Genomic DNA, 22,434 nt, shown 5'->3' on the forward strand with positions numbered 1-22,434 from the left:
CGGTGCTCGACATGGATACCCGTCGGCCACCTCGGCGATATTGACGAATCCAGAACCAAACTTTTTCAGTTTCGACGGAATTCGCATGCACAACAGCGCATTTCAGCAGATTCGGTGATAGATTGGTCTGAGACGCACATCACGGAGGTGAAGAATGGACCCGCTTCTGCCGAACGGCAGCGGTTCCCGACTGGGGAATCTCGACGAGAAATCTAAGGCGATCATCGTCGAGCTGCAGCACGACGGAAGGAAATCCTATTCGGCCATCGGCAAGTCCGTCGGCCTGTCCGAGGCCGCCGTGCGCCAGCGGGTGTCGCGGCTCATCGATTCGGGCGTCATGGAGATCGTCGCCGTGACCGACCCGCTGAGTCTGGGATTCGCGCGGCAGGCGATGGTGGGGCTCAAGGTCCGCGGGGATATCTCCGCGGTCGCCGAGAAGCTCCACGACTACGACGAGATCGACTACCTCGTCGTCACCGCCGGTTCGTTCGACCTCCTGGTCGAGATCGTGTGTGAATCGGATCGGCATCTGATCGAGTTCGTCAATGAGGAGCTCCGCTCGATCGATGCCGTCGTGGATACGGAGCTCTTCATGTACCTCTCACTCGAAAAGCAGAAATACAACTGGGGGACGCGATGACAGACAATGTCACCAGGGCCGGCACTCCTTATCAGGATGCCATCCGCAACAACGTGTGGATGCACATGTCACCACACCAAGCACTGTTCAACGGTGGTGAGGCGCCGGTCATCGTACGCGGCGAGGGCCACCACATCTTCGATGACAAGGGCAAGAAGTACCTCGACGGCCTCGCCGGCCTGTTCACCGTTCAGGTGGGCCACGGTCGTGAGCAGATCGCGAAGGCGATGTACGACCAGACGCTGAAGCTGCCGTTCATGCCCCTGTGGTCGTATGCCCACCCACAGGCGATCGAGGTCTCGGAACGTCTGGCCAGCTATGCGCCGGGCGATCTCAACCGGGTCTTCCTCACCTCCGGCGGCGGCGACTCGGTCGAGTCTGCCATGAAGCTGGCGAAGAACTACTTCAAGCTCGTCGGCAAGCCCGGCAAGCACAAGATCATCTCGCGGGCGACCGCCTACCACGGCACGCCGCACGGTGCGCTGTCGGTGACCTCGCTGCCGGGCCTGCGTGAGCAGTTCGCTCCGCTGGTCCCCGGTGCGCACAAGGTACCGAACACGAACTTCTACCGGGCACCTGAGCACCTCGCCCACGATGAGAAGGCCTTCGGCCGCTGGGCCGCCGACCGCATCGGTGAGGCCATCGAGTTCGAAGGTGCCGACTCCGTGGCCGCCGTGTTCCTCGAGCCCGTGCAGAACTCCGGCGGCTGTTTCCCGCCGCCGCCCGGATACTTCGAGCGGGTCCGCGAGATCTGCGACGAGCATGACGTGCTGCTGGTGTCGGACGAGACGATCTGCGCCTACGGCCGCATCGGCGACATGTTCGCCTGCAACGACTTCGGCTATGTTCCCGACATCATCACCTCGGCCAAGGGCATCACCTCCGGCTATGCACCGCTGGGTGCGATGATCGCCTCCGATCGGCTCTTCGAGCCCTTCGGCCCCGGCGGCGATGAGACCTTCTACCACGGCTACACCTTCGGCGGTCACCCCGTCGCCTGTGCCGCGGCGATGGCGAACTTCGACGTCTTCGAAGAGGAGAAGCTCAACGACCACGTGCACGAGAATGCTGCGGCGTTCAAGTTCACGCTCGAGAAGCTCAAGGACCTGCCGATCGTCGGCGACGTCCGCGGTGAGGGATTCTTCTACGGAATCGAACTCGTCAAGGACAAGGACACGAAGGAATCGTTCACCGAAGAGGAGTCCGAGCGGATCCTCAAGAACTTCGTGTCGGCGAAGATGTACGACAGCGGTCTGTACTGCCGCGCCGACGACCGCGGCGACCCGGTCATCCAGCTCTCGCCTCCGCTGACCGTCGGTCAGAACGAGTTCGACGAGATGGAGCAGATCATCCGCGGCGTCCTGCAGGAAGCCTGGACAATGTTCTGACCCCAATTGCTACCTGACGGCGGCCCAGCAACCTCGCGCGAGGTTGCTGGGCCGCCGTCAGGTAGTTCCGGGGCTAAGTTCAGCGGTTCTGGTCGCGTTCACGGGCCTCGCGACGGGTCATCGGCGGCCGCTCCTCGGCGGGGTCCGCCGCCGTGATCGTGCCTGGGTCTGCAGCCGTGATCGTGCCGGGCGCAGCAGCGGATCCGGTGGTCCGCCTCGGCGGTCGCACTCCCGATTTCACCACGAGGACACCGAGTCCGGTCGTCAGCGGAATCGCGATGACCAGACCGATCGAGCACACGAGGATGCTCACCACCTCGACCGACATGTCTCCGAGTGTGAACGTGTCGAACAGCGGCTGATCGTGCGCGGAGACGATGATGAGCGTCATCAGCGCCGAGCCCACATACGCGAACGTGATCGTATAGACGGTCGAGGCGATATGGTCACGCCCGATGCGCATCGCCCGGGAGAACAACTGACCGGGCTTCATCTCCGGGGCAGCGGCTGCCAGCTCCCACACCGCCGAAGCCTGTGTGATCGTGACGTCGTTGAGAACTCCGAGTCCGGTGATGAGGATCGCGCACACGATGATGTCTGTCATCCCCAGATCGGTCGTATCGACCAGCAGATACCCGTCCTCCGAATAGGCGATGCCCAGATTCGCCCAGGACGTCATCCATGCACCGAGGATGCCCGTGATGACGATGCCGAGCACCGTTCCGAACAGCGCCGTCGACGTCCGCGTCGAGATTCCGTGTGCCAGGTAGAGCGCGATGACCATGATCAGGCTCGCCGAGACCATCGCCACCAGCACCGGCGGTTTGCCGTCGAGCATCGCCGGGAGCATGAAGACGAACAGCACGGCACCGGCGAAGCCGAGTCCGATGAGTGCGCGCAGTCCCCGCAGACCGGCGACGAGGAGGACGACGATCCCGTAGATGATCGCCAGGGCGAGCATCGGCACGTTGCGGTCGAAATCGATGAACACGTAGTCGGTGCCCATCTCCGCCCGGTCCGGTGACTTCGTGAAGTCGAGGACCTTGATCGTGTCTCCGACATCGACGCCGGCCTTGACAGCGTCGGGGGTGACGTAGAGGCTCCCTTTCTGCCCGTCCGCCTCCACGGTGTACGTCGTGCAGTCGGCGCGGACCATCGGGTCCGTCTCCCCAGGGTCGCAGTCCGAAGCGTCGACGGCGGTGACGGTGACCTTCGTGTCGGTGGTCCCCTCGGCCGTGTTCGTCGTCGGCCCGCCACCGGGCAGATCCTTGTCGGGTCCCGACGGCCACAGTACGAAGAGTCCGGCGATCGTGACGACGATGAGCGGGATGAGGCAGGCGAGCATGATCAGACGAACCTTCGGCGAGGCCTTCGGTTCGTGTGTGGACGTCATATGCATGGCGATCCTTCAGGGACGGCCGACCGGACAGATGCAGGGCGGTCGACCAGGGCGGAATGGTGGCTGGTGCTCACCGAGGCAGCCAGCCCAGAACTACCTGACGGCGGCCCAGCAACCTGGCGCCAGGTTGCTGGGCCGCCGTCAGGTAGTAATTGGGGTCAGGCTCCGGCGAGGTGGTCGGCCAAGTAGTTCTCCACCTGATCGATGCTCACGCGCTCCTGGCTCATGTCATCACGCTTGCGAATCGTCACTGCCTGATCATCGAGGGTGTCGAAGTCGACGGTGATGCACAGCGGCGTTCCGATCTCGTCCTGGCGACGGTAGCGACGGCCGATGGCTCCGGCATCATCGAAGTCGATGTTCCAGCGTCGACGCAGCGTCGCAGCGAGATCCTTCGCCGCCGGTGTCAGCTTCTCGTTGCGGCTCAACGGCAGCACCGCAGCCTTGACCGGGGCCAGACGCGGATCAAGCTTGAGCACGACGCGCTTGTCGACGCCGCCCTTCGTGTTCGGCGCCTCGTCCTCGCTGTAGGCCTCGACGAGGAAGGCCATCATCGACCGGGTCAGGCCGAAGGAGGGTTCGATGACATATGGGGTGTAGCGGTCTCCGCTGGCCTGGTCGAAGTACTGCAGCTTCGCCCCCGAGACCTCCGTGTGAGTGCCGAGGTCGTAGTCGGTGCGGTTGGCCACACCCATCAGCTCGCCCCACTCGGACCCCTGGAAGCCGAAGCGGTATTCGATGTCGATGGTGCCCGCCGAATAGTGCGCACGGTCCTCGGCGGGAACGTCGAGGCGGCGGACGTTGTCTTCGGAGATGCCGAGATCGAGGAACCAGGACCAGCAGTCTTCGACCCACTGCTTGTAGTAGTCATCGGCCTCGTCCGGGTGGACGAAGTACTCGATCTCCATCTGCTCGAACTCACGGGTGCGGAAGATGAAGTTGCCGGGGGTGATCTCGTTGCGGAAGGCCTTGCCGATCTGGCCGATGCCGAACGGCGGCTTCTTCCTGGCGGCGGTGAGCACATTGTTGAAGTTCACGAAGATGCCCTGCGCGGTCTCCGGACGCAGGTAGTGGAGTCCGGCTTCGGAGTCGACGGGTCCGAGGAAGGTCTTGACCAGACCGGAGAACTCCTGCGGCTCGGTCCACTGACCGCGGGTTCCGCAGTCGGGGCAGACGATATCGGCCATGCCGTTCTCCGGAGCCTTCTTGTTCTTCGCCTCATACGCCTCGACGAGGTGGTCCTCGCGGTGGCGCTTGTGGCAGTTGAGGCACTCGACGAGAGGATCGACGAAGGTGGCGACGTGGCCGGAGGCTTCCCAGACGCGCTTGGGCAGGATGATCGAGGAGTCGAGGCCGACGACGTCTTCGCGACCGCGCACGAACTGCTGCCACCACTGGGCCTTGATATTGTCCTTGAGCTCCACGCCCAAGGGCCCGTAGTCCCATGCCGAGCGGGAACCGCCGTAGATCTCTCCTGCTTGGAAGACGAATCCTCTGCGCTTGGCCAGGGCGATGACGGCATCCAACTTGGACTGTGCCACTAGTTCTCTCCTTGTTTCAGTTCGCCGACGGCCGGCTGCCGTGGCTCGCAGGTACCAGCCTAACTGGTCACGCCTTCGCTTCCTCAACGCCGACCCGGCCCTCCCTGACGCCCGACCTCGGCGACGGCAGGAGACCACCGGAGGCGACTGATCTCACACTCGGATTCCCACTCCGGGACCGCCTCGGCGAGGGTGTGGCATGTAGACTTGGGGTACACCCAAACCTTTCTCCGTATCGACGTCTTCACGTCTGTCCAAGCGAGTTCTTGGATCTCTACGGTTTCGGCCCGGATTGCTCACGATGATTGCACAAGCGGCCGCAGGGTAGATCGCCACTACAGTCATCTGCGATCAAGTGTGTGCCGACGTGAGAGAGATCACTCATGACCGATGTGTCCGCAAACGACGAAACCACTCCGAGATTCTCCGAACTGGGACTTCACCCGCTCGTGCTCAAGGCCGTAGAGGCGCAGGGCTACGAGATCCCCACCCCCATCCAGGCCGAGACGATCCCGACCCTCCTGTCGGGCCGTGACGTCATCGGTCTGGCCCAGACCGGAACCGGCAAGACCGCGGCTTTCGCCCTGCCGGCCCTGTCCGACCTCGCCGAGGCGGGGCGCGCCGACGACGGCCCGTTCGCTCTCGTACTCACCCCCACCCGCGAACTCGCGATCCAGGTCGCCGAGGCGTTCACCTCCTACGCCACGGAACTGTCCGACTTCTCCGTGCTCCCGATCTACGGCGGTCAGGCCTACGGCCCGCAGCTGGCGGGTCTGCGCCGTGGTGCGCAGGTCGTCGTCGGCACCCCCGGTCGTGTCATCGACCACCTCAAGAAGGGTTCGCTCAAACTCGGCAGCCTCAAGCACCTCATCCTCGATGAGGCCGACGAGATGCTCAAGATGGGCTTCGCCGAAGACATCGAAGAGATCTTCAGCCAGGTCGGTCCCGACCGTCAGGTGGCACTGTTCTCTGCGACCATGCCGTCGTCGATCCACCGGATCACCGGCAAGTACCTGGACGACCCGAAGGAAGTCCGGATCGCTGCGAAGTCGCAGACCGGTGCGAACATCCGCCAGCGCTACTTCATGGTTCAGCACTCGCACAAGCTCGATGCGCTGACCCGGATCCTCGAGGTCGAGGAGTACGAGGGCATCATCATGTTCGTGCGCACGAAGCAGGCCACCGAGGAGCTGGCCGAGAAGCTGCGTGCCCGCGGGTTCAAGACCGCCGCGATCAACGGCGACATCCCGCAGCAGGCTCGTGAGCGCACGATCGACATGCTGCGTGAGGCGAAGATCGACATCCTCGTCGCCACCGATGTGGCCGCCCGCGGTCTCGACGTCGAGCGCATCACGCTCGTCGTCAACTACGACATCCCGCACGACACCGAATCCTACGTCCACCGCATCGGCCGCACCGGTCGTGCCGGACGCTCCGGTGAGGCGATCCTCTTCGTCACTCCGCGCGAGCAGCGCATGCTCGGCTCCATCGAGCGCGCCACGAAGCAGAAGGTCGAACCGCTGACCCTGCCCAGCGTCGAAGAGCTGACGAACACTCGCGTCGACAAGTTCACGAAGCGCATCGACGATGTGCTCGCGCAGACCGAACTGTCCGAACTCACCGACGTCATCGAGGCGTACTCGCTCTCCCGTGATGTGCCGGCCTCGAACATCGCCGCCGCGCTGGCGTCCCTCGTCCTCGAGTCGAACACGCTCAAGGCCGAGCCGATGCCCGAACCGGCACGTCGTCAGGGACGTGACCGTGACCGCGACGGCGGTCGTGACGGCGGCCGTCCGGGCCGTGGCGGACGTGCCCGTGATGAGAACATGACGACCTACCGTCTGGCCCTGGGACGCAATGAGCGCCTGCAGCCGGGCGCCGTGGTCGGCGCGATCGCGAACGAAGGTGGAATCACCTCGAAGCAGATCGGCCATATCGACATCCGTTCGAACCACACACTCGTCGACCTGCCCAAGGACCTCGATCCGTCGGTGCTGCGCAAGCTCTCCCACACCGAGATCCAGGGCCGGCCCATCGACATCCGTCCGGATTCCGGTCGCCCGGGACGCCCGTTCAAGAAGCGCAACTTCGACAAGCAGCCCGGTGACGGCCGCAACTTCCGGAATGATCGCCGAGGCGGCAAGAAGTTCGGCGGACGAGGCGACCGCTCCCGCGACCACTACTGATCCGCCTCCGGGACACGACCGGGGCTCCCCCGGAGTCGTGAGACCCTGAAGCGCCGATCCGGCCGTAACCATGACGCGGGCCCCGCAGCAAGATGCTGCGGGGCCCTCGTCGTCAGCAGAGTGGAACGGGCCGGCCGAGCCTCAGAAGCCCGTGGAAGCTGCGCCGCAGTCCTCAGCCTTCGCGTCAGGCCGAGGGCGTGTCGACGGCTCCGCCGAAGCGACGGTCGCGGCGGGCGTACTCTTCGATCGCCGCCCACAGGGTGCGCCTGTCGACGTCGGGCCACAGCACATCCTGGAAGACCATCTCGGCATAGGCTGACTGCCAGAGCAGGAAGTTCGAGGTCCGCTGCTCCCCCGACGACCGCATGAACAGGTCGACGTCGGGCACGACGGGTGCGTAGAGGCGGGAGCGGACGGTCTTCTCCGAGACCTTGCCGGGTTTGAGCTTCCCAGCGGCCACCTCGGCGGTGATCTCATTGACCGCGTCGACGATCTCGGAGCGTCCACCGTAGTTCACGCAGAACTGGAGCACGAGACCGGTGTTGTTCTTCGTCATCTCCGCGGCGGTCTCGAGTTCGTCGATGACCGAACGCCACAGCCGTCCGCGCCGGCCGGACCACACGATCCGCACGCCCAGGGCGTTGAGCTCATCGCGACGGCGGCGGATGACGTCACGGTTGAACCCCATGAGGAAGCGCACCTCTTCGGGTGAGCGCTTCCAGTTCTCCGTCGAGAACGCATACGCCGACAGATAGTCCACGCCGACCTCGATCGCGCCGTGGATGACGTCGAGCAGCGAAGCTTCCCCGGCTCTGTGCCCTTCCGTGCGCGGCAGCCCCCGCTGATTCGCCCACCGACCGTTGCCGTCCATGACGATCGCGACGTGCCGGGGCACGAACTTCGCGTCGATGCGCGGAGGTCTCGCTCCGCTGGGGTGGGCCGGTGGTGCGGGGTAGCTCATGTGCTCTCCAGAATTCTCAGTGATCGGATATTGCGCTCGAGGTGCCAGGACACCCAGTCCGAGACCAGCTTCGACCCGTCGATCTGATCGTGCAGGTCGGAGGCCTCGGCGCGCTCCCAGTCGCCGGACAGGAGCGCGGCCATATGCTCGAGCGCATCGGTGTCGGGCAGCGCGGCACCGGAGGGGCGACAGTTCGTGCACACGGCCCCGCCCAAGGCTGCGGAGAACGCGCGGTGGGGTCCGGGATTCCCGCACTGGGCGCAGTCGAGCAGGCTCGGTGCCCACCCGGCCACGGACATCGCGCGCAGCAGGTACGCATCGAGGGACAGCCTCGGCGGGTGTTCGCGGTTGCACAGCGAACGGATCGCAGAGACGAGGAGGAGGAAATGCGTGCGGGATTGGGGCTCGGCTTCGGTGATGCTGCGCGCCGTTTCGGCCATCACCGAGGCGGCCGAATAGACATCGAAGTCCGTGGCGATTCCGCGGGCGAAGGGTTCGACGAGTTCGACCTGGGTGACGATGTCGAGGCTGCGCCCGACATGGCATTGCAGGTCGACGAGCATAAAGGGTTCGAGGCGGGAGCCGAACCGCGATTTCGTCCGGCGTACCCCCTTCGCGACGGCGCGGACGAGGCCGTGGCTGCGAGTGAGCACGGTGACGATGCGGTCGGCTTCGCCGAGCTTGTGCCCCTGGAGCACGATGCCTTCATCACGATAGTTGTGCACCCGCCCATTATCGCTGAAGCGCGGCGGGGAATCACCCCGCCGCGCTTAAGCGACTTCTGTGAGATCGACCGCGCAGCCTCAGCTCTGGCGGTCGCGAGCCGCACGGTTGACGGCCGAGACGACGGCCTTGAGCGAGGCCTTCGTGATGTTCGGGTGCAGACCGGCGCCCCAGACGACGCGGTCTTCGACGGCGAGTTCGACATAGGCTGCGGCGTTGGTGTCAGCGCCGGAGCCGATGGCGTGCTCGGAGTAGTCCTGGAGTCGCACGTCGACGTCGAACTGGTCGATGAGGATCTTCACCAGCGCGTCGATCGGTCCGTTGCCGCGTCCTTCGTAGGTGCGCTCCTGACCGTCGACGATGAGGTCGACCTCGATGCGCTCCGCCGATGAGCCGCCACCGTCGACATTGCCCGATTCGGTGCGCAGACCGACGATCTGGAAGCGGCCCCATGCCTTCTCTGGGTCGTCGGCGGGCAGGTATTCGTAGTTGAAGATGCGGCGGATCTCCTCGGCGGTGACCTCGCCGCCGGCTTCGGTGTGCTGCTGCACGGCGCGGGAGAATTCGACCTGCATCCGACGCGGCAGGTCGAGTCCGTACTCGCTCTTGAGCAGGTAGGTCACTCCGCCCTTGCCGGACTGCGAGTTCACACGGATGATCGCCTCGTAGCTGCGGCCGAGGTCCTTCGGGTCGACCGGCAGGTAGGGCATGTCCCATTCCATGAGGTCGACGGGGGTGCCCTGGGCGTGCGCCTTCTTCTCACGATCGGCGAAGGCCTTGTTGATCGCGTCCTGGTGCGAGCCCGAGAACGAGGTGAAGACGAGGTCGCCGCCGTAGGGGTGACGTTCGTGGACACCGATCTGGTTGCACTCGGTGACGGTGTGGATGACCTCGTCGATATCGGAGAAGTCGAGCTCCGGGTCGATGCCCTGCGTGTACAAGTTGAGAGCGACGGTGACGAGATCGAGATTGCCGGTGCGCTCACCGTTGCCGAACAGGCAGCCTTCGATGCGGTCGGCGCCGGCCATCATTCCCATCTCCGCAGCGGCCACGCCGGTGCCCCGGTCGTTGTGCGGGTGCAGGGACACGGCCACTTCGTCGCGGTAGGGCATATTGCGGCAGAACCATTCGATCTGGTCCGCGTAGGTGTTCGGTGTGCCGCGTTCGACCGTGGCCGGCAGGTTGACGACGGTCTCGCGGCCGGCTGCCGGCTGCCACATGTCGAGGACGCTGCCGACGATGTCGAGGGCGAACTCGGGTTCGGTGTCGACGAAGATCTCCGGCGAATACTGGTAGCCGAAGTCCGCGTCGGACAGCAGAGTCTCGGCGTGCTTCATCACGGCCTGGGTGCCCTGCAATGCGATATCGCGAGTCTGGTCGAAGCCGTCTCCGTCGAAGCCGAAGACGACCTTGCGGAAGACCGGCGCGGTTGCGTTGTAGAGGTGCACGGTGGGCATCTTCGCGCCGACGAGGGATTCGACGGTGCGTTCGATGAGGTCCTCACGAGCCTGTGTGAGCACGGAGATCCGGACGTCGTCGGGAATCGCGTCCTGTTCGATGATCTCGCGGACGAAGTCGAAGTCGACCTGGCTGGCGGCCGGGAATCCGACCTCGATCTCCTTGAAGCCGAGCTTGACGAGCAGATCGAACATCTTGCGTTTGCGGTCCGGGGTCATCGGATCGATGAGCGCTTGGTTGCCGTCGCGCAGGTCGGTGCTCAGCCAGCGAGGTGCCTTGCTGATGATCTGGTCGGGCCAGGTGCGATCGCGCATATCCAGCGCGATGCGGTCCTGGAACGACTTGTACTTGCCGAACGGCATGGGAGAAGGCTTCTGCAGTTTCATTGTTCCTCTATCTCAGTTTCTCAGCGCTTGACCAGCATACGAGGACTCCGCGACGAGCGTGCTGTCCGTTCAGGACTCGTCGCGGCAAGGAAGGAGGAGGAACCTATGAGCCACACGATCACCGTAGTCCCCCTTCCGCGATCCGTCCGAATTCCGTCCACATCCTAAGATCGCCGAGGCGGCTCCCGGCTCCTACTTGAGGAAGTCGACCGAGGCGCGGCGGACGTTGAATCCGACTCCGGTGTCATCGGATTTGCAGGTCATGCCCTCTTCGCTGGAGGTGCAGGTCATCCCCGCCGCGGAGATCGAATCCCCGTAGCCGAGGACACGTGCCGGGCCGTTGCTCTCGGGAGCCTCGACGCAGGAGAAGCCTGAGCCTTCCTTGTTCGCCACGACGATGGAGCCCCAGTCGTCGAGCTTGCAGTCGTCGGGCTTCTCCGGTGGTGAGTACTCGTAGTCCTTGATCACGCAGCGCACTCGTTCGGAGTCGATGGTGCAGGCGATATTCCCCGACGGGGATGTGAAGTTCTCTTCGGCGACGGGAGCCTTCGAGCTGCCCGAATCGGACGGCTCGGGATCATCGGTCTGACCGATCGACGGTTCGTCCGTGGGTCCGACGGTGGTGGTGTCGTCACCCTGGGTGGAGTCCCAGACGATATAGCCGACGATGCCGAGGGCAAGGATGAGCGCGATGGCAGCGAGCACCCACAGCCACGCGGGGACCTTCTTCGTATCATTTCGCCGACCATAGGGGTCGTGCGGGCCGCCGGGATTCCCCGGTCCGCCGGGTCCTCCCGGCCCTCCTGGTCCGCCGGGTCCTCCGGGACCGACAGGTCCGCCCGGCGCATAGCCGGCGGCATAGGCACCGCTGTAGGCGGGAGCGTGGCCCGCCTGCCCGTATCCGGGCCCCGTGGGGCGACCGGTGCCGGGCTGAGCGTAATCGGGTCCCGCCGGCGACTGCACCGGCCCGGCAGCCTGCGGCTGAGAGGCTGCGGCCTGACCGGCGGCACCGAACTCTCCGCCCCACTGCCCCTGATGCGGGTGAGGACCTCCCTGCTGCGGGTGTGATTCGGGCTGCTGCGAATGCGGCTCGGCCCGGTGCGCGTCCGCAGGCGCCGGCTGCGAGCCGGGCAGCGGGTTCCACTGTTTCGGAGCCGAGGGAGCCTCCGCAGCGGCGATATCGTCGGAGTTCACCTTGCGCGGCGCGGCCGGCAGCCCTCCCGTCTGATATCCATCGGCGGCGGCCAGTCCGCGCAGCTCTTCGAGGCTGAGCACCTCGGTGGCATCGGTGCCGTCGGATTCGACCATCGACCGCAGCCTCTGCAGTTCTGCGGGAGTGAGTGCTTGGGTGGAGCCATCAGCGGCCGCGGACTCATCCTCGCCGATGAACAACTGGGTTGTGATCGACTCCGGAGACTCCTCGGCCGGCTTCCGACGCCCGGGGCGCGGAGGATGGTTCGGCACAGGTGGAATGCTCATGGTGTCATTTTCGCATAGTCGCTACCGGCGAGTTCTCATGCTTCGTGAGATGATGACCTCATGTCCGATGGAGTCCTCCGGCGCGCGGGAGTGCCCGCGCTTCTCGCCTGCGCTCTGCTGGTGACCGCCTGCGGGGCCGATGCCGACGACGGCCCGGACGATCCCTCGGCGGTCGAGTCCGCCGGTTTCGCCGCTCCGGCACAGCAGACGAGCTTCGGTGATTTCGCAGCCCCGGCCCAGGACTCCCCCACCGGCGCCGACTCGGATTCGACTGCATCCGATCAGCCCGCCACCGAGGCGACCGGACCGATCCACCCCGTCCCTGTCCCCGGTCTGGCGAAGGAGTTCACCGACCAGATCCCGGCAGAGACCTCGCAGGTCCTCGTCGCGACCTCGCCGACAGCCGCTTCGGAGAAGTCGAGCCTGAGCTTCTATGAGTTCACGGACAAGAAATGGAAGAAGCTCAAGACCTTCGACACCCACAACGGCTCCAAAGGATGGCTGAAGGATCGCCGCGAGGGCGATAAGACCACCCCGATCGGAGTGTTCACACTCAGCGACGCGGGCGGTTTCAAGGCAAACCCGGGCACCGACCTGCCATACACCCAGGACAATCGTCTGCCCTCCTCGGCGACGGTGGCCTATGGGGCGGACTACGAATCGGTCTTCGACTACATCATCGCCATCGACTACAACCGCAGACCCGGCACTCCGCCGACGGACAAGACCCGACCGATGGGCTGGGACAAGGGCGGCGGAATCTGGCTGCACCTCGACCACGATTCCGGCACGAACGGCTGCGTCACCCTCGACGAGGCGGACCTCAAGTGGATCATGCGCACCATCGATCCGGACGCTCACCCGCGCATCGCCATGGGGCCGGCACCCGAAGTCAAGAAATAGCAGAGCCGAAGAAGCAGAAGAGCAGGAACCCGTGCGCCGTCTCATCCTCTCCCTCGTCCAGTCGATCAACGGATCCTTCGCCGAGAACGGCTGGTCGACCGGGGTGTCCACGGACGCCGACTTCCGGCGCTTCCTCGCCCTGCGACGCAGCGCGAATGCGATCATCGTCGACCGCCGCACCGCGCTGAATCCGCAGCTGCCCGTCATCAACGCCGCAGGCAAAACGCTGCAGCACATCCCCGTGCACGTGCTCACCGAGTCCGATCCGATGGCACTGCAGAGGGAGCTCGACGCCCGCGGCCTCGACTATCGTGCCCAGCACTTCACAGCAGAAACGATCACCGAGGTGGCTGCCTCGCTGCCGACGGCCCCCTCCCCCGAATCGGCACCGACCGATGAGACGGTGCTGCTGTGCGAGTCGGGACCGAATCTCGCTTTCCGGCTGCTCGAGCACTATCCGGGTGCGGAACTGCATCTGAGCGTGAGCCCTTGCTATATCCGCACTCCCGGCAGCCACTTCTCCGGGCTCGAGGCCGAGATCGATCTGCGCCTCATCGATGTGCGCACCGAGGACGACCAGGTCTTCCTCCGCTACACCCGCGCCTGAGTCGAAGCAGTCAGCCGGCAGAGGTCCCAGCGTTCGCGTGGATCTCGGTGCCCACCTCGAAGCGATCGGGTGAGTCAAGGATCGCGGTGATACCGTCGGCCACCTCGGTGAGTTGAACGGTTTCGACTCCCCCGGACAGATCATTGCGATCATCGCCGCCGATCGGAGCCATGATCCGCAGCTCGCGGAAGGCCACGCTCGTCGATTCCGCTGCGGCGACTTCGATGAGCATCTTCTGCGCGGCGCCGAAGACGCTGATCGCCCCTGACCCGGCCAGCGCTTCGACGCTGGCGACGCCGTTGAGCGCCAGGTGGACGATTCCCCGGATCGCGCTCGTCCGGTCGGTGGCCAGGGACTGCGAGATCGCACAGGCTGTGAAGTGCCCGCGCAGGTAGGAGTCATAGTCCGCATCGAACTTCTCCAGACCTCGGTCGAGCACCGGTTCGTCGATGTACCACCCGCCGATGGCGGCGATGACGGCATCGACCGGCGGCAGGTCTCTGGAGGCGAGCGCCGAGGTGACCGCCTCCGGCTCGTCCACCCAATCCGGCACAGTCACCGGTTCGTATGCCGTCTCCGTGTCCGGAGTGCGGCGGACGATGCCGGTGACTCTGTGCTGCGGACTGAGCTGCTGGGCGAGCCCGGTGCCGACGTGACCGGAGGCGCCGAAGAGGAGGATGTGCATGAGATGAGTCTATGTCCCCTGCGTTCGGTCAGGTGAGATAGACCTTGACGCCCTGACTCTTCGTGTAGGTCATGTACCCGTGTTCGAAGTTCTGACGGATCTTGCCCGCCGAGGAGAACTGGTCCGTCTTCGGCAGTCCGAGCTTGCTGCGTTCCCAGCCGAGGGACTTCCACTTCTTGAGCATCTCGCCGCGCATCGGCTGTCCCTTCGTCGCCGACGACCACGTGATCATCCCGTTCTCGTAGTTCTGGTAGTAGGCGCTCTTGCGGTATTTGAAGGTCTTCTCATCGCTGCTGGGGTAGCCGAGGAAGCCCTTGGTGTATCCGGCCCGCTTGTAGCCGTTGCGGATTCCGCCCTTGTTCAGGTGCGCCCCTGTCTTCGACGACCAGTACACGGTGCCCTTGGCGAAGCGCTGATAGGCGCCGTTCGGGTTCGACAGCTTCCCTTCGAGGCTGCGGGCCTCGCCCGTCTGCGCGGAGTGCGACCGGTAGTACGTGCCGATGGCTCCCTTCACCGGATAACCACCGACATCGGACTGCATCGACTTCGCACCGGACCGGATCGATCCGAGTCGCGAGTAGAAGGCATTTCCCGGGCAGGCGGTGTAGCTCGTGTCCCGGTGGCCGGAGACCACATTGAGGCTGACCTTCCTGCCTTCGGGATACCGGCTCGTGCTTCCTCCGCCGGAGGTCAGCGTCATCTTTCCCGTCGGGTTGAAGGCGTACTGGTTGGCCTTCCACGCGATGAGCCGCTTGACCGAATTCTGGGCTGCTGTGCTCGGCGCGGACCCTGTGTAGGTGCCCAGCACGCTGATGCCGATCGTGTACGAGTTGAATCCGGAGGCGTGGGCTCCGGTCACAGACAGATCGATGCTGCCGGCACGGCCCTCGTAGATGGTTCCGTATTTGTCGACGAGGAAGTTGTACCCGAGGTCGCACCAGCCTCGTTCTTTCGTGTGGTACGCGAGGTAGCCGCGGATGATGCCCGGGGCCTGTGCCTTCGTATAGGAGTTCGATCCGGCGGTGTGGTGGATGAAGACGCCCTTCGAAGTCGACGTCTTGTCGGTGGTGCAGCGGACGAGCTTCTCGTCGGCACCCCATTCGCGGCGGGTGACGATGTTCGCTCTCAGTTCGTGGTGGGACACCTGCGCTGTCGCCTTCTGTGCGGTGACCGAGGCGGGCTTCTTCACTGCGGCCGCGTCGGCGCCGGTGACGGGGCTTGCGACGTTGGTCACTGCGAGGTCGTTCGTGTCGGCGTTCTTCGCTGTCGCACGGATCTCCACCGAGGTGGAGTCGACCACGGGCACGGCTTCTGTCCGTCCTTCCTGAGCCGCAGCGGGGACCTGTTTGCCCTCAGCCGAGGAACGGTCAGGGCCGGCACCGTCATCGGCCGGCAGGGTCTCCCACGAGGACCAGCCGCCGGAGTCGCGGTAGCGAAGTTCGAGACGTGGGTCGTCTCCCGTCCACTTGGCTCCGATGACATTCACTTCGGAGTCTTTGAGTTTGAGTGCTGTGACCTTTGCCGGAGTGGACGAATACGTCTTCGTCGTCGATCCTGCGTTCCGGCTCACCTGGGGAGCGTCCGCGGAGTCCGCTGTCTTGGTCGCTGCAGGCTCCGTCGGTGTATCCGAATCGGATGGTTCCTTCGTCGGCGCGTTAGTCGGCGCGGGCTGCGGCTGGCCCCCGCCGTCGAGTGACGGTGAGCCGCTGTCGCCGAGCGATGGCGCTTCGGCGGCGAGCGCGGGACCACCGGTCATCATCGACACGGTGAGCACCGCAGCCAGTGCGGGGGTGACAAGTCGGATCGGTTTCATCGGGGCTGCTTCCTCTGCAGTCTGTCCGCCTTCTGGTTATCACGGACGCCAATGGGTTCACGTCGCCGTCGACACTGCCTTGTCGGCGCCGCAGCGTCGCAGCACTCCTGCGACACTGATGCACAGATTAACGGCATTGCCAGTTTCTGTGAAGGTGACTCGCAAGTTCTATTCAGAATTTCACCTCCTTCGGACACGGCGATGTCACACTGCCCGCTCCGACAGCCCGGCCCACTCGCGCGATACGCTGGCACTCCACATTCCCCGCGTCCCCGTCGTCGAAGGACCCATATGGCCGATCGCCGCGAACTCACTCGACTCGAGGCAGTCCTCGACGCCTTCGCCGACCGCGTTCTCCCCCGCGTCCCCGCCGGGATGCGGGAGTTCCTCGCCTTCGGAATCAAACAGGCGTGGGCGTGTCTCTTCGGTGCTCTCATGCTCTTAGCGATCATCCTCACCGCTTGGCTCTACCCCGATGACGCGGCCATCGCCCGCAACGACTTCCTCGTCATCCTCGCCGTACTCATCCAGATCGGCATGCTCGTCGCTCGACTCGAGACCGGTCGCGAGCTCATCGTCATCATCGTCTTCCACATCGTCGGCACCGGAATGGAGATCTTCAAGACCGCCGTGGGTTCATGGAACTACGCCCCCGGCGGGGTCCTCCACATCGGCGCAGTACCGCTGTTCACCGGGTTCATGTACGCCGCCGTCGGCTCCTATATCGTCCGCGTGTACCGTCTCTTCGACTTGCGGTTCAGCCATTACCCGCCGAGGTGGCTGACCGTGATCATCGCCGCCGCCATCTACCTCAACTTCTTCACCCACCACTTCATCGTCGACCTCCGACTGCTCCTCGTCCTGGCCACCGTCGTCGTCTTCTTCCGCTGCCGCATGTACTTCCATATCCATCGCAGGACACTGACGATGCCCGTGCTGCTGGCCTTCCTCCTCGTCGCCTTCTTCATCTGGGTGGCCGAGAACATCGGGACCGCGGCCGGTGCCTGGCTGTATCCGAGTCAGGACGACGGCTGGCACCTGGTGCCGCTGACGAAGCTGGTGGCCTGGTTCCTGCTCATGATGATCTCCGTCGTCCTCGTGACCTTCGTCCACAGACCCAGGCCGCCTGAGGTCCACAGACCCGAGCCTCCTGACACCTATACTTGCTGAGAACCGAAACTTCCAGGACGGCCGAAGGAGACTCATGGCGGCACCCGATGCGCAGAATGAGAAGGAATCGAGCGCATTGCTCAAGGTGCTCCGCCCAACCAGCGGTCCCAACCTGTCGGTCAGTGCTCGTGTGCTGCTGCGCGTCATCGCCGGAATCCTCGTCCTCGCCCTCATCCTCGCCCTCGTCGGACTGTTCCTCGTCCGTCGCTCCTTCCCGACCACCGACGGCGAGATCTCGCTGCCGGGGCTCGACGCGCCGGTCACCGTCCACCGTGACGAATCGGGTGTTCCCACCATCGAGGCCGAAACCGCCCACGACCTGTTCCTGGCTCAGGGGTTCGTCCACGCTCAGGACCGGTTCTGGGAGATGGACTTCCGCCGACACGTCACCTCGGGACGACTCTCCGAACTCTTCGGCAAATCCCAGCTGGGCACCGACACCTTCATCCGCACGCTCGGCTGGCGGAAGGTCGCCGAGCAGGAGGTGAAGAAGCTCGACAAGACGAGTCTGGGCTACTACGAGGCCTACGCGGACGGTGTCAACGCCTACCTCAAGGACAAATCCCCCACCGAGCTGTCCCTCGAATACGCCGTCCTCGGCCTCGAGACCGGCAGCACCGAGGTCGAGAAATGGACCCCGGTCGACAGCGTCGCCTGGCTCAAGGCCATGGCATGGGATCTGCGATCGAACCTCGAAGACGAGATCGACCGGTCGATCCTCGGCTCGGAGCTCACCGACGAGCAGATGAGCGACCTCTATCCGGATTACCCATATGCCACGCGTCCGACGATCCTCGGCGGCAGAGCCGGCGACAAGGCACCGAAGGACCGCAGCGGCGACGACGTCGAGCAGAAGCCGCGAGTCGACGACCGTGCACGGGAGGACGATGAGGCACATGCCGGAGGCACCGTCACCGAGGCACCCCGAACAGGGAACACCGACACCGAGGCGGCCGTCCCCACCGATGATCTCCTCGAACTGCGGAATACGCTCACATCGCTGCCGCCGATGCTGGGACAGAACAGCGACGATATCGGGTCGAACTCGTGGGTGATCTCCGGGGACCACACGAACACCGGTCGACCGCTGCTGTCCAATGACCCGCACCTCGCCCCGGCGATGCCCTCGGTCTGGTACCAGGTGGGACTGCGATGCAAGAAGGTCACCGATGCCTGCCCCTTCGACGTCACCGGTTTCTCCTTCTCCGGACTGCCGGGAGTCGTCATCGGCCACAACCAGTCGATCGCCTGGGGACTGACGAACCTCGGCGCAGATGTCACCGACCTCGTGGTGGAGAAGATCCGCGACGGGAAGGTCATCCACGACGACGGAGACGAACCGCTGCAGGTGCGCAAGGAGACGATCGAGGTCGCGGGCGAGGACCCACGCGAGATCACCATCCGCTCCACCCGCAACGGCCCACTCGTGTCGAAGCTCGACGGCACGTATCGCAAAGCACTCGATGCGACGACCGGGGCGGATTCGCAGGACCCGAAGTCGGGACCGGCCGAGGAGCACTACGGTCTCGCCCTCGATTGGACGGCTCTGCGTCCGGGTACGACCGCCTCGGCGGTGTTCGCCATCAACAAGGCCACGAACTGGCAGGAGTTCCGGCACGCGGCGTCCCTGTTCGACGTGCCCTCCCAGAACCTCGTCTACGCCGATGTCGCCGGGAACATCGGCTATCAGGCCCCCGGAATGATCCCACGCCGAGGCAAGGCCGACGGCACCGTGCCCCGCCGCGGGTGGAAATCCGACGAGGATTGGCAGGGCTGGGTCGACTTCGAGGATCTCCCACACCTGTACAACCCCGAACGCGGATGGATCGTCACCGCGAACAACCCGGTCGCCGCCCCCGGTGAGACAGTGCAGCTGGGTGAGGACTTCGACTACGGGGATCGTGCCCGCCGCATCACGAAACGCATCAAGGACGCGGTCGACGAGGGCCGGAAGCTGCGGCCGATGGACATGGCCGAGATCCAGAACGACGACCAGAATCCGTTCGCCGCGAAGCTCGTACCCGAAGCGGTGAAGATCCACTCCCATGGTGACGAGGACATCCTCGAGGCGAAGAAGCTGCTGAAGAGCTGGAACGGCTTCGACTCCGCGAACAGCGCAGGCGCCGCCTACTTCAATGTGCTCACGAAGACGCTGCTCGAGCAGACGATCAGCTCGAAGCTTCCCGACGGGGTGTCCCCCGCCGGCGGTTCACGGTGGTACCTCGTGCTCTCGGAACTGCTCGAAGACCCGGATTCCCAGTGGTGGTCGAGCAAGGGCGTCGAAGGTCGGGACGAGGCTCTGCGCAAGGCCATGAAGACGGCGTGGGCGGAGACGGAGGACCTGCTGGGACCGGAGCCCGTGACGTGGCGGTGGGGAATCCTGCACCGCCTGACGATCCGCAACGCCAGCCTCGGCGAATCCGGGATCACACCGGTGGAGAAGCTGTTCAACCGCGGCCCCTATGAGGTCTCCGGCGGTTCGGGCGTCGTCCATGCCACCGGGTGGGATGCCTCGGTCGGCTATGAGACGAACTGGGTGCCGTCGATGCGCCAGACGGTCGATCTGTCGAACTTCGACGCCTCGAACTGGATCAACCTCACGGGCGCGTCGGGGCATGCCTTCCACCCGCATTACGACGATCAGACGAACGATTGGGCCGCCAATGTCAATCGACCATGGCCGTACTCGAAGGAAGCCGTGGCCGCGGCGGCAGAGGACACACTCACTCTCGAGCCGTGAGAACGGGGTTTCAGTCCTTGGGCAGGATCTTCGCTTCGAGGAAGTTCGCGACATCGTCTTCCCAGCGCACCGGGTCGATGTTCCATTCCTTCGTGTGATGGGCCTTGCCGTATGACGGCATCGTGACCAGATCCCGTCTGACACCTGCCAGCGCATGGGAGGGGCCGGAGGGGACGAATTCGTCGTCATCGGAGTGGATGAGCAGAACCGGCACATCGAGTTCGGCGGCACGGGTCACCCAATCCATGCGATCGAGATCGAGCGGGGTCTCGAGCCCGGTGATCGGCCGCGCCCATGGCTGCGTGATCATCTCGAGCGTGAGTTTGGCGATCGGTGTCGGCAGCAGGTTCTTCTTCGCCTGCCCGTCGAGCACGTTCACCCAGTCGACGACGGGTCCGTCGAGGACCAGTGAGGTGACGAACCTGCGGTTGCGTCCGCGGGAGGCCGCCTGCAGGGCGATGGCTCCGCCCATCGACCAGCCGAAGAGCACGACGTTCTTCGCTCCGTGTTCGACCGCGAAGTCGATGGCGGCGTCGACGTCGATCCATTCGGTGTCGCCGAGCCCGTAGCGAGATGTGGTCTCCACCCGCACCTCGGCGTCGTTGCGGTAAGACATCGCGATCGAGGGCACCCCGAGGGTGTTGAGCACGGGAGCGGCGCGCAGTCCCTCGGCGCGGGTGCTGGCTCGGCCGTGGATGAGGATCGCCCAGGTGTCGTGGGGTTCCGGATGGTCGGTCGGCAGCAGCCACGCGGGCAGGTCACCAGCGTCGGAGCGAATCTCGATGTCGTCGAAATTCACTCCGGCAGCGATCGGATCAGGATAGACGACTCCGGTCCACCGTCCCCGCCAGGCCCGTCGGATATCGCCGCGGGTGACGGACAGGATCTCTCGGGAGACGGTGCGCGAGCGGGGATCGTACTCGACGATATCGCCGACGACGGCATGTCCCGAACCCTGGTTGAAGTAGAGACCATAGGTGCCGGGCACCGTGGTCTCCTCATCGGCGGGCAGCTGAATGCGCATATTCGGCGGAAAACCGTCGATGTGCAGGATGTCGAGTTCTTCCGGGGCGTTCTCCGGAACGATGATCTTGCGGGCGAAGTAGGCGGCCAGACCCGACGACGCCACAGAGATCAGGGCACCGAGTCCGGCGCCGACGCCGATACCGGCGGCGAGCAGGCGGGCGGGGAACTTCGTGTCGCGGACCATGAAAACCTCCTGTGTTCATTGTTGCCTACGGAATGATCAGGCACCAAACGCTGTTGTGCGGAATGAGCGAGTGTCACTCGCTGTTGCGCTCACCAGGGGCGGAGATCTTCTCCTCCTCGCCGCAATCACCGTCACTGACAGAGACCGGAGGTCACGATGACTCAGTCATCAGATATCAACGCTGGAACTTCGACGAACGAGGGGGCCGCGGCTGAGGAGATCCGTTGGCAGGACGTGCTCACTCCCGAGGAGTTCGCGGTGCTGCGCCAGGGCGCGACCGAACGCCCCTTCACCGGCGAGTACAACGACGAGACGGCAGCCGGGATGTACCAGTGTCGGGCCTGCGGAGCCGACCTGTTCCCCTCCGATACGAAGTTCGCCTCGCACTGCGGATGGCCGTCGTTCTACGCGCCTCTGGCCGAGGACCGGGTCCGCTACATCCGCGACACCTCGATGGGCATGGAACGCGTCGAGGTCCGCTGCGCGAACTGCGACTCGCATATGGGCCATGTCTTCTCGGGCGAGGGCTACGGCACTCCCACCGATCAGCGCTACTGCATCAACTCGATCTCGTTGAAGCTCAACACCGACGCTGCGGACAGCTGAGGTGGCGACAGACACTCAGAGCACCGAGGCGACCGAGCTCGTCGTGAAGAACTTCGACGAGCTCCGGCCCACGGAGCTCTACGGAATTCTGCAGCTGCGCTCACGGGTCTTCGTCGTCGAACAGGAGTGCGTGTTCCTCGACCCCGATGGGGTGGACTCACTGCCGGAGACTCTGCATTTCTTCTACCCTCGACCGGCCACGGCGATGTCGGACACTCACGGCGCCGAGCATGGACGCGACCTCTCGCCATGGGCCTATGCCCGTCTGCTGCCGGCGGAGTTGCCCGACGGACCGGCGGCCAGGCCGGGAGCACGCAGCATCAGTCGTGTCGCCACCCACCCCGACGCCCGCGGGCAGGGTTGGGGCCGCCGACTGCTCAGCGACATCGTCCACGCCTGGTCGACTGCCCCGCTGACGCTCAATGCGCAGTCGCACCTCGAGGGGCTGTACTCGTCCCTCGGCTTCGCCCCGAACGGTCCGCGCTTCGACGAGGACGGGATCGAGCACACCCCGATGGAGCGCCCGGCCGGCTGACCGA

General features: G+C 64.9%; 18 protein-coding genes. 9 read left to right on the forward strand and 9 right to left on the reverse strand.

Annotated features, from left to right (window positions below):
- Positions 1 to 154: 154 nt before the first annotated feature.
- Both KTJ89_RS04210 and KTJ89_RS04215 read left to right on the forward strand, forming a co-directional pair.
- Complete coding sequence (locus KTJ89_RS04210; protein ID WP_101547408.1) at positions 155 to 640, forward strand: Lrp/AsnC family transcriptional regulator; 486 nt, start codon at positions 155 to 157, stop codon at positions 638 to 640.
- Positions 637 to 2,028 (forward strand): aspartate aminotransferase family protein, encoded by a 1,392-nt coding sequence (locus KTJ89_RS04215; RefSeq protein ID WP_259356843.1) that lies wholly within the window; start codon positions 637 to 639, stop codon positions 2,026 to 2,028. The genes KTJ89_RS04210 and KTJ89_RS04215 overlap by 4 nt, the downstream gene beginning before the upstream one ends.
- A 79-nt stretch (positions 2,029 to 2,107) precedes the next feature.
- Here the strand turns inward: KTJ89_RS04215 and KTJ89_RS04220 are convergent, their stop codons facing one another.
- Complete coding sequence (locus KTJ89_RS04220) at positions 2,108 to 3,421, reverse strand: YibE/F family protein (RefSeq protein ID WP_259356844.1); 1,314 nt, start codon at positions 3,419 to 3,421, stop codon at positions 2,108 to 2,110.
- 164 nt (positions 3,422 to 3,585) lie between these two features.
- The gene (locus KTJ89_RS04225; RefSeq protein ID WP_139469819.1) at positions 3,586 to 4,968 is read right to left on the reverse strand and encodes a glycine--tRNA ligase; all 1,383 of its coding nucleotides are present in this window, start codon (positions 4,966 to 4,968) and stop codon (positions 3,586 to 3,588) included.
- Positions 4,969 to 5,351: 383 nt separating this feature from the next.
- On the opposite strand from KTJ89_RS04225, the gene KTJ89_RS04230 reads away from it, so the two are divergent.
- The gene (locus KTJ89_RS04230; protein ID WP_259356845.1) at positions 5,352 to 7,154 is read left to right on the forward strand and encodes a DEAD/DEAH box helicase; all 1,803 of its coding nucleotides are present in this window, start codon (positions 5,352 to 5,354) and stop codon (positions 7,152 to 7,154) included.
- 184 nt (positions 7,155 to 7,338) lie between these two features.
- Here the strand turns inward: KTJ89_RS04230 and KTJ89_RS04235 are convergent, their stop codons facing one another.
- The 4 genes from KTJ89_RS04235 to KTJ89_RS04250 form a co-directional block, all read right to left on the reverse strand.
- Entirely contained in the window at positions 7,339 to 8,115 is a 777-nt protein-coding gene (locus KTJ89_RS04235) for an isoprenyl transferase (RefSeq protein WP_259356846.1), read from the reverse strand.
- Positions 8,112 to 8,840: a DNA repair protein RecO gene (recO, locus tag KTJ89_RS04240; protein WP_139469816.1), complete on the reverse strand. Its 729-nt coding sequence runs from the start codon at positions 8,838 to 8,840 to the stop codon at positions 8,112 to 8,114. Before recO ends, KTJ89_RS04235 begins: the two co-directional genes overlap by 4 nt.
- Before the next feature lie 78 nt (positions 8,841 to 8,918).
- Entirely contained in the window at positions 8,919 to 10,682 is a 1,764-nt protein-coding gene (gene leuA / locus KTJ89_RS04245) for a 2-isopropylmalate synthase (protein WP_172169836.1), read from the reverse strand.
- 192 nt (positions 10,683 to 10,874) lie between these two features.
- The gene (locus tag KTJ89_RS04250; protein ID WP_259356847.1) at positions 10,875 to 12,161 is read right to left on the reverse strand and encodes a DUF6636 domain-containing protein; all 1,287 of its coding nucleotides are present in this window, start codon (positions 12,159 to 12,161) and stop codon (positions 10,875 to 10,877) included.
- Between the two features lie 60 nt (positions 12,162 to 12,221).
- Between KTJ89_RS04250 and KTJ89_RS04255 the strand changes: the two genes are divergently transcribed.
- Together KTJ89_RS04255 and KTJ89_RS04260 are read left to right on the forward strand one after the other, a co-directional pair.
- The gene (locus KTJ89_RS04255) at positions 12,222 to 13,064 is read left to right on the forward strand and encodes a L,D-transpeptidase family protein (RefSeq protein WP_259356848.1); all 843 of its coding nucleotides are present in this window, start codon (positions 12,222 to 12,224) and stop codon (positions 13,062 to 13,064) included.
- A gap of 31 nt (positions 13,065 to 13,095) precedes the next feature.
- On the forward strand, positions 13,096 to 13,671 hold the full coding sequence (locus KTJ89_RS04260; protein ID WP_259356849.1) for a hypothetical protein: 576 nt from the start codon (positions 13,096 to 13,098) through the stop codon (positions 13,669 to 13,671).
- A 10-nt stretch (positions 13,672 to 13,681) separates the two neighbouring features.
- Here the strand turns inward: KTJ89_RS04260 and KTJ89_RS04265 are convergent, their stop codons facing one another.
- Both KTJ89_RS04265 and KTJ89_RS04270 read right to left on the reverse strand, forming a co-directional pair.
- On the reverse strand, positions 13,682 to 14,356 hold the full coding sequence (locus tag KTJ89_RS04265; RefSeq protein ID WP_139469811.1) for an NAD(P)-dependent oxidoreductase: 675 nt from the start codon (positions 14,354 to 14,356) through the stop codon (positions 13,682 to 13,684).
- A 28-nt stretch (positions 14,357 to 14,384) separates the two neighbouring features.
- The gene (locus KTJ89_RS04270; protein ID WP_259356850.1) at positions 14,385 to 16,169 is read right to left on the reverse strand and encodes an N-acetylmuramoyl-L-alanine amidase; all 1,785 of its coding nucleotides are present in this window, start codon (positions 16,167 to 16,169) and stop codon (positions 14,385 to 14,387) included.
- A 291-nt stretch (positions 16,170 to 16,460) separates the two neighbouring features.
- On the opposite strand from KTJ89_RS04270, the gene KTJ89_RS04275 reads away from it, so the two are divergent.
- A complete protein-coding gene (locus KTJ89_RS04275) occupies positions 16,461 to 17,339 on the forward strand; it encodes a DUF817 domain-containing protein (RefSeq protein ID WP_181270594.1) in 879 nt (292 codons plus the stop codon).
- 34 nt (positions 17,340 to 17,373) lie between these two features.
- Positions 17,374 to 20,079: a penicillin acylase family protein gene (locus tag KTJ89_RS04280; protein ID WP_259356851.1), complete on the forward strand. Its 2,706-nt coding sequence runs from the start codon at positions 17,374 to 17,376 to the stop codon at positions 20,077 to 20,079.
- A 10-nt stretch (positions 20,080 to 20,089) separates the two neighbouring features.
- On the opposite strand, the gene KTJ89_RS04285 is transcribed toward KTJ89_RS04280, so the two are convergent.
- Entirely contained in the window at positions 20,090 to 21,289 is a 1,200-nt protein-coding gene (locus KTJ89_RS04285) for an alpha/beta hydrolase family protein (protein ID WP_139469807.1), read from the reverse strand.
- A 156-nt stretch (positions 21,290 to 21,445) separates the two neighbouring features.
- Here KTJ89_RS04285 and msrB point away from each other — a divergent pair, with 156 nt between their 5' ends.
- Both msrB and KTJ89_RS04295 read left to right on the forward strand, forming a co-directional pair.
- A complete protein-coding gene (gene msrB / locus KTJ89_RS04290) occupies positions 21,446 to 21,895 on the forward strand; it encodes a peptide-methionine (R)-S-oxide reductase MsrB (RefSeq protein WP_139908177.1) in 450 nt (149 codons plus the stop codon).
- A gap of 1 nt (position 21,896) precedes the next feature.
- Positions 21,897 to 22,430, forward strand: a complete 534-nt coding sequence (locus KTJ89_RS04295; protein WP_139908178.1) for a GNAT family N-acetyltransferase — start codon at positions 21,897 to 21,899, stop codon at positions 22,428 to 22,430.
- Positions 22,431 to 22,434: the final 4 nt, after the last annotated feature.

This window comes from Brevibacterium sediminis, assembly GCF_024895295.1.
GTDB classification, from domain to species: Bacteria; Actinomycetota; Actinomycetes; order Actinomycetales; family Brevibacteriaceae; genus Brevibacterium; species Brevibacterium sediminis.

Coding starts and splice junctions, on each gene's coding strand:
- KTJ89_RS04210 (WP_101547408.1), top strand. CDS start 155: ATGGACCCGCTTCTGCCGAACGGCAGCGGTTCCCGACTGGGGAATCTC.
- KTJ89_RS04215 (WP_259356843.1), top strand. CDS start 637: ATGACAGACAATGTCACCAGGGCCGGCACTCCTTATCAGGATGCCATC.
- KTJ89_RS04220 (WP_259356844.1), bottom strand. CDS start 3,421: ATGACGTCCACACACGAACCGAAGGCCTCGCCGAAGGTTCGTCTGATC.
- KTJ89_RS04230 (WP_259356845.1), top strand. CDS start 5,352: ATGACCGATGTGTCCGCAAACGACGAAACCACTCCGAGATTCTCCGAA.
- KTJ89_RS04235 (WP_259356846.1), bottom strand. CDS start 8,115: ATGAGCTACCCCGCACCACCGGCCCACCCCAGCGGAGCGAGACCTCCG.
- leuA (WP_172169836.1), bottom strand. CDS start 10,682: ATGAAACTGCAGAAGCCTTCTCCCATGCCGTTCGGCAAGTACAAGTCG.
- KTJ89_RS04250 (WP_259356847.1), bottom strand. CDS start 12,161: ATGAGCATTCCACCTGTGCCGAACCATCCTCCGCGCCCCGGGCGTCGG.
- KTJ89_RS04255 (WP_259356848.1), top strand. CDS start 12,222: ATGTCCGATGGAGTCCTCCGGCGCGCGGGAGTGCCCGCGCTTCTCGCC.
- KTJ89_RS04265 (WP_139469811.1), bottom strand. CDS start 14,356: ATGCACATCCTCCTCTTCGGCGCCTCCGGTCACGTCGGCACCGGGCTC.
- KTJ89_RS04270 (WP_259356850.1), bottom strand. CDS start 16,169: ATGAAACCGATCCGACTTGTCACCCCCGCACTGGCTGCGGTGCTCACC.
- KTJ89_RS04275 (WP_181270594.1), top strand. CDS start 16,461: ATGGCCGATCGCCGCGAACTCACTCGACTCGAGGCAGTCCTCGACGCC.
- KTJ89_RS04280 (WP_259356851.1), top strand. CDS start 17,374: ATGGCGGCACCCGATGCGCAGAATGAGAAGGAATCGAGCGCATTGCTC.
- KTJ89_RS04285 (WP_139469807.1), bottom strand. CDS start 21,289: ATGGTCCGCGACACGAAGTTCCCCGCCCGCCTGCTCGCCGCCGGTATC.
- msrB (WP_139908177.1), top strand. CDS start 21,446: ATGACTCAGTCATCAGATATCAACGCTGGAACTTCGACGAACGAGGGG.